The following is a 6,552-nucleotide window of genomic DNA, read 5'->3' as shown; positions in this document are numbered from 1 at the left end:
GCCGCCTCGGCGCCGGGCCCGGAGCGGGCGGCGTCGGGGGCGGGGTGGCGGTGGGCGGCGTACGGAGGTGTGGTGGCCGTGACCGCGCTGCTGCACGTCTTCGCGGTGCTCATGCTCGCCGCGCACGCCCTGACGCTGCTCGTCTCGCGCGCCCCCCGCCGGGTGTGGTGGGGCTGGGGGAGCGCGGCGGCCGGGGCGTTGGCCGCGGTGGTGCCGCTGGCGGCGCTGGCCCGGCGGCAGAGCGCGCAGATCGCCTGGATCCGCCATCCGACGCCGGGTCGGCTGTGGGCGGTGGTCGAGGAGTTCGCGGGCCCCAGCGCGCTCGTCCTGGCCCTCGACCTCCTCCTGATCGCGGTCGCTGTGGTCCGCCCCCGGTGGCGTTCGCTGACCGCGGTGGCCTTGCCCCTCGTCTGCGTCCCGCCCGTCCTCCTCTTCGCCCTCGCCCTCCACCGCCCCTGCTTCCACGAGCGCTATCTCCTCTTCGCCCTGGCGGGCATCCCGCTACTGGCGGCGGCGGGGATGGACCGGCTGGCGGGCGTGGTGACCGACTGGCGCCACGCCATGGTGGGCGGGCGCCGCGCCGTGGTGGGCGGGCGCCGGGCCGTGGTCGCGGCGGCCGGGGTCCTCGTGGTGGGCTGCGGCTTCGTCTGGCAGCTTCCGCTGCACCAGCGGGAGCGGGAGCCGCTCAGCCGTCAGGACAACCTGGCGGCGCTGGCCGCAGCGGTGGGCAGGCTCACCCGGCCGGGCGAGCCGGTGCTGTACGACCCGCCCAAGGAACGGCGGATCGCGATCGCCTATCCACGCCCCCTCGCCGGGTTGCGCGACATCGCGCTGGGGACGCCCGGCCCCGCCTCCGGCACGCTCTACGGGGTCGACGTCGGCCCCGCCGAGCTGCTGCGGCGGCTCGGCGGGGCACGGTCGGCATGGCTGATCGCGGCCGATGAGCCGGAGACCCGCCGGGCGAAGGCGACCGTGCTGACCGGGCGCTTCCGACTGGCGTACTCGCTGTGCCTGCCCGGCATCCGGCTGGAGCACTATGTGCGAGCGCGGCCCGCAGGCTGACGGAGAGCCCTGGGACGCCTGATGACAGAGGGTCCCGACTCTCGTGGCGGGCCGTTTCCGAGAGCCCTCGGTGGTGTCGCCCACGCGGCGAATCGCTTCGGGGTTCGCAGTGGAGCCCTGGCGGGGGCGAGGGGGCGGAGCCCCCTGATTCGGGAAGCCCGGATGCTCGTCAGTACGTGTTCTGGAGCCCAGTGGCTGGTCAGGATGAGCGAAAGCCCCGCTCGACACTTGGCCGGATGGGCCCCGCAGTCGGCATGGGATGGCCCCGCTCGACGCCTGCCGAAACCTTGAGCGGGGCTTTGGGGGCGCGGCTACAGGGCCTGGAACCTCTCTACGAGGTCAGCGATGTGCTCGGCCCGTCGGGCCATCAGGTAGACCCGGTTGTTCGTGCGCTGCACTTCGTGCACCAGGCTGAAGCCCTGGGTCTCGTTGTACCTCACCAATTCGGGGAAGTTGCAGCCACGACGGACCCATGCCTTCCCCTCCCGGGCGGCCCGGTCCACCGCCCACAGTCCCATGACGGTTCCCGGCTTCTTCGCACAGTGCGCGGGGTCGGTGACTGTCGAGTAGAGGTAGTGGGCCGGCTCGTTCAGTTCGTCTTGCGTCCAGCCCCAGGGTGGGGTCTGTTCCTGCACGGTGGTGCAGCCGATGATCTGTCCGCCGTCCTCGGCGAGGACCCACACATCACCGTCGGAGTTCTCTGCCTGCCGTGCGAGTTCGATAGCGTTCTCCCGCCAGCTCGGATGCCCTCGCTCCTCCAGCCACGCAGAGCGAGCGAGGATCATGTTCCCTACGGCAGGGATGTCGTCGGCGGTGGCCGGGCGCATGGCGAACACCGTGTCTCCTGGGTTTGGTCGGCGGCATACCGGTGTGGTTATCACATGGTTTACAGGAAGGCTTGGGCGGCGAAGTGCAGATCCAGCACTTCGAGGAGTTGCGCGTCACCGTCTTCGCGGTAGGGCTCTTCGGCCAGTCGTCGCACGGCCAGGCGCAGGCCATCGGGGTCGACTAGCTGTTCATCGAAGAGTGGGGAACCGTCGGCGAGCATCCGGGCGAACAACTGCCGGGCGTGCGTGGTCAGTGAGTGTTGGACGACTTCTGCGAAAGACTCCCGCACGCGGGACTCGGTGACGTCCGGGCTCAGCCCGAGTGAGGCGAGGCGTCGCCGCTGAAGTTGCTTGAGCTCGCGCCAGCGCATGGGAAGCCACTCGCCGAGTTGGACCATGCCGGAGTCGGCGAAGGGGTGCAGGGGCCAGATGCCGGCTCGCATCAGCACGGGGGCCGTGGTCTCCAGAGACAGCAAGGTCATGCTGTTGACTGCGGCGGGCGGTGCGATGCCGTCGTCCGCGTACTCGAGCGCCGCCCGTGCTCGTCGGCCGACCCAGGGAAGCGCGTCGCTGATCTCGCCCATGGACTTGTGCGGGTACTCGTCCTGCGAGAGGGCCACCATTTCGTCCCCGCCGAGTCCCGTCACGACCACGCGGGCCCCGTGCTTGGCAAGCACTTCGGTCAGTCGGGTGAATGGGTGGTGCAAGGGTTCCTCGTACGGGCTGATGGGCTCGCCCAGGACACGCGCGCAGTCGGCCGTCAGCGGGGCGTGCTCCATGGCGTCGATCAGGTGGTCCGGCTCGGCGAACGGGAGGGTCTTGAGGATTTCGGTACGCCGCCGGATCTGGTGAGCACGCCCGGGGCCGCCGATGAGGAGGGCGGCCGTGGGGAACCGGTTCGGGTAGCGCTCCGCGAGACGGGTGCCCACGGTGCCGGAATCGAACCCGCCCGTCAGGTGAAGCACGGTCTTCACAGAGTCGAGCGGCCGGAGGTCGAGGGTGTCGTCCATTGCGTTGACGAAGGCGCCGAGCACATCGGCATCTGGTTTCAGTTCGCGCGGGCCACTGTGCAAGGCGGGTTCGGGGTAGTGCAGGTACAGGTGACCGCCGAAGACAGCCGTCGTGCGCTCGGTCACTCGGTGAATGCCTCGGAAGACGGTCTCGGTGCTGTACCGGGGCCGGTAGACCAGCAGCCGCGCGATTTCGCGAGGGCTCAGCCCGACGGCGTGTTCGGCCAGGTCGGCCATGTCCCACGACCCGTGCAGGCTCGTACGGTCATGCGCGACGTAGAGCGGTGCGATGCCTCCGGGCCCTGCGGTGACGCGGCAGGGGTCACCGGGGGCGGTCTCCACGAGCACGTAGTCCGTAGGCCACTGTTCGGCCAGCGCGCGAGCCTTGTCGAAGTCTGCCGGGGGGAGGATGCGGGGGCTCGGATCGGTGGCCTCCCGGCCTGCGACGCGTTCACGTACGACGAGGAGCGTGCGGCTCCCGTCCGTGACGGCGACCTGTTCCAGCATCGGGTGGGCGTATGGCGTGATCCCGCTCGTCCTGTCGGCCGTGACGTAGCTGCTGTCGTCCCACGTCCATTCCGTACTTGCGTACGGGGTGAGGCGTACCTTGATCAAGTGTGCTCTCCCTTCCGGCGGTCCCGAGAGGACGGTGAGACCGCACCCTCGGGCGTTGAGACCGACAGACTCAGGTGGCGGTGGTGTCGTACGTCTTGGCACCATCCGACGAACCAGAGGTCTTCTTGTACTCGTGCGTCTCAGCCGGTGACTGAACCCGGCGCCGCACCTTGGTCGTGAACAACCCCTCGAAGCGACGAGCGCGCTTCGGCGGGGGTGTGAACTCCTCCACCTTTTCCTCCTTGTGCTCTGCCAACGCAGGCCACTTCCCGGCGCCGCCCTGCACTTGCCGACCCGCCCGGCCATCAACAGCTACGAGGACGACCAGACGGGGGTCTGGTTTGGCTATGGGGCTACTGCCACAGCAGTCACGACCATGGCGACTCGTCACCAACGGCGAGATCCGATCTCGCTTCTTCAAGGAACCTGACATTCCCAGCGTCGGTCAGCCACTCCCGCCCTCCCTCGGCTGGACGAAGGAACGCAACGCGCGGTCCCGGCATCCTGTGATCGAAGGCGAGATCGTCAACGTGACAGACGGCCTGGAGAACGCCCACGCGCCCTGTGGTGGCGTCGTAGGCTTCCTGGCCTACTTTGGGGCCCTTGTACGGCGTCGGCTGGCTCATCATCGCCCCGTCCTGCGTCCGAGGTGCTTGTCGATCTCCTGCTTCAGCGCCTCCGCCCGCGCGTCCAACTCCTTCGGCGTCGGGCGGCCGGACGAGCCCTGTTGTGCCTCCTGCGGCTTGAGGGAGGGCTTGTTCAGGCTCACCGCGTCGCTCCCAGCGCTCGCCGCCGTTCGTACCGGAGGACGTACAACCCCACGGGGTGGGTGTCCCACGCGGAGGAGCTTCTGCCTCCGTCGTCCGTTGACCTGGTGATGCCTAGTCAACGGCCCAGCACCGCACGACGGACAGGTGGAAGAGCGCGTCTCTCGGCGCATGACCCCGGTGATTTTTACTTCCGCCCGTGTCTGGGCGATCGCGCGCCGTTACCGTGAGGGCATGGCACAGAGGAACCGTAACCTCGCCGCACGGATCGCCGACCTCGGCTTCTCTCAAGCAGAGTTAGCGCGTCAGATCAATGCTGAGATCGAACTCCTGACAGGCAAACCAGGTAACGTGACCGATGCCGACATCCGGCGATGGCTGCGCGGCGAGACCAAGTGGCCACAGGACCGCATCAGGCTGTGCCTGGAGAAGGTTCTTGGTGCCAGCGCCGAAGCCTTAGGGTTCGTGCCTCGCAAGAAGCGCATCGCACCACCGGAGGAAGATCCCGTGCACCGACGTGCGCTCCTCACCGCCACGAGCGGTGCAGCCCTGGCCGTTGCCGCTCCGTGCGCACCCACCCATGGGCGCCTTGGCGTCAACGACGTCCGACGATTCCACCAGGAGTATGTGGCCATCCTCCGACAGGACCAAGCTATGGGAGGATCACGGAAGGTGGAAAACATTGGAGTGGAACTGGCTTTCCGGATTCAGTCCACCCTTGCCGTGTCCTCGTGCTCAACTCGTGTGCGAAATATGCTTCATCGACTTTCCGCCGACGTCATCAGCTCTGCGGCTTTCGCGGCCATTGACGCAAGCTCTCCGCAGCGTGCACGCGCTCATCTTGACAAAGCTCTGACCTTCGCTGGCCTGTCTCGCGACAGCGAGACGATGTACCACGTCTGGAACCATCTGACCCTCACTTCCAGCCAGTGCGAGAACCACGCTGAAGCCGTCGCCGGGGCAGAGGTGATGAAGCGCTCCTCCGTCGCCAGGAGAGACCCGTTGTACGCCTCTCTCGGACACATCCGGAACGCCAACGGACTTGTGCGGATACGGCATCGCTCAGAAGCCCTACGAGCCCTCGCCGACGCGGAGCGTGCCTTCGCCCGTTGCGCCGACGAGCGGCGGCCAGAGTGGATCGAGTTCTTCGATGCCAGTGAGGTGGACGCTCTGTCCTCGTTCATGTGGTCGGCACTGGGTGACCACGGACGGGCGGAGTACTGCCTGCATCGCGCGCTCGCCGGTATTCCTGGCGATATGGCCCGCAACAGGGCCCTTTACACAGCCCATCTGGCGTTGGCACAGGCCAGACAAGGAGACCTGGAACTGGCCTGTTCGACAGGTAGGCAGGCTCATGCATTGCTGCCGCCCTCTTCCGGATCGAGGAGAACCGCTCACACTCTGGCCGCGACACGAAAGGCGATCGTGGCCTCGGGCTCAAAGGGTCCCGAAGTTGTCGAGTGGATCGAGGAGTCCAGTCAATGGATCTGAAGCGCTACACGCATGCCGATGCTCGGGACGTCAGGTCCCTGCTGCTTGACATCCACGACGAGGCGTACGCGAACGATCCGAACCCGTTCTATTCGCGTGAGCGCTTCTCGTACTTCGTCGATCTGTGGTCCTCACGTGAGAACTGGCAGTGTGTATCGGGTTGGGAGGATGGCGGGCCTGTCGGGTACGCATACGGCTCCATGCTCAAGCCGGGTGGATGGTGGAAGGGGCATCATCGGCCTGCCAGAACCAGGGGATCAGTCTTCGCGCTGTCAGAATTGATGGTGGTTCCCCAATGGCGAGGGACCGGACGGGCTAAGCAGATTCATGACGCACTGCTCGAATCGGTCGAAGCCGATTTTGTAACGCTCCTGGTCGACTCCGCTCACCACAAAGTCCAGGAGCTGTATGAGAGTTGGGAATACAACAAGGCGGGCGAAGCGAAGCCGTCAGACGACTCGCCGCTATACGCCGTGATGGCCAAAGAGCTGAAGCGCGGCTAAGTAACTGGACGCGCGGTGGGTGATCCGTAACAGCAGCGCATCGGCAAAGCTTGTGCATGTCGCCCATGGACCGGATGGCCCGGCCGAACCGCCAGCACACCGGTGCGTCGAACGCCTCTGGACGCGCGAGCCACGCACCGAGCCGTAGACGCTCGAGCGGCCCGCGCATCCGCCCCGCCTCCCAAGGCCGCCCTCCCAAGCCCCCTCACCCCCGCAGCGAACCGCTGCCCGTCGCCTGCGCGCCAGGCGCCCGCCGCGCCGGGACGACGGCCCGACG

At 67.5% G+C, this 6,552-nt stretch carries 7 protein-coding genes; 3 read left to right on the top strand and 4 right to left on the bottom strand.

Annotation, left to right across the window (positions count from 1 at the left end; all coding sequences use genetic code 11):
* The coding region (locus KN815_RS45000; protein ID WP_507229931.1) for a glycosyltransferase family protein at positions 1–1,062 on the top strand (1,062 nt) is incomplete at its 5' end.
* 311 nt (positions 1,063–1,373) lie between these two features.
* Here the strand turns inward: KN815_RS45000 and KN815_RS44995 are convergent.
* From KN815_RS44995 to KN815_RS44980, 4 genes are all read right to left on the bottom strand, one after another.
* The gene (locus tag KN815_RS44995) at positions 1,374–1,889 is read right to left on the bottom strand and encodes a GNAT family N-acetyltransferase (RefSeq protein WP_216347584.1); all 516 of its coding nucleotides are present in this window, start codon (positions 1,887–1,889) and stop codon (positions 1,374–1,376) included.
* Positions 1,890–1,948: 59 nt separating this feature from the next.
* Positions 1,949–3,514 (bottom strand): asparagine synthase-related protein, encoded by a 1,566-nt coding sequence (locus tag KN815_RS44990; protein ID WP_216347582.1) that lies wholly within the window; start codon positions 3,512–3,514, stop codon positions 1,949–1,951.
* 70 nt (positions 3,515–3,584) lie between these two features.
* On the bottom strand, positions 3,585–3,746 hold the full coding sequence (locus tag KN815_RS44985) for a hypothetical protein (protein WP_216347581.1): 162 nt from the start codon (positions 3,744–3,746) through the stop codon (positions 3,585–3,587).
* 393 nt (positions 3,747–4,139) lie between these two features.
* Entirely contained in the window at positions 4,140–4,283 is a 144-nt protein-coding gene (locus KN815_RS44980) for a hypothetical protein (RefSeq protein WP_216347580.1), read from the bottom strand.
* Between the two features lie 145 nt (positions 4,284–4,428).
* Here KN815_RS44980 and KN815_RS51230 point away from each other — a divergent pair, with 145 nt between their 5' ends.
* Both KN815_RS51230 and KN815_RS44970 read left to right on the top strand, forming a co-directional pair.
* On the top strand, positions 4,429–5,772 hold the full coding sequence (locus tag KN815_RS51230; RefSeq protein ID WP_253209645.1) for an NsdA family TPR-like regulatory protein: 1,344 nt from the start codon (positions 4,429–4,431) through the stop codon (positions 5,770–5,772).
* A complete protein-coding gene (locus KN815_RS44970) occupies positions 5,763–6,275 on the top strand; it encodes a GNAT family N-acetyltransferase (protein WP_216347579.1) in 513 nt (170 codons plus the stop codon). The genes KN815_RS51230 and KN815_RS44970 overlap by 10 nt, the downstream gene beginning before the upstream one ends.
* Positions 6,276–6,552 lie beyond the last annotated feature (277 nt).

This window comes from Streptomyces niphimycinicus, from assembly GCF_018883605.1.
GTDB classification, from domain to species: domain Bacteria; phylum Actinomycetota; class Actinomycetes; order Streptomycetales; family Streptomycetaceae; genus Streptomyces; species Streptomyces niphimycinicus.
The sequence above is the reverse complement of the archived record's forward strand: the minus strand, read 5'-3'. Positions and strand labels throughout refer to the sequence as shown.

What these genes read in the sequence shown, in the direction of transcription:
- KN815_RS44970 (WP_216347579.1), top strand. Translation starts at nt 5,763, where the DNA reads ATGGATCTGAAGCGCTACACGCATGCCGATGCTCGGGACGTCAGGTCC.
- KN815_RS44995 (WP_216347584.1), bottom strand. Translation starts at nt 1,889, where the DNA reads ATGCGCCCGGCCACCGCCGACGACATCCCTGCCGTAGGGAACATGATC.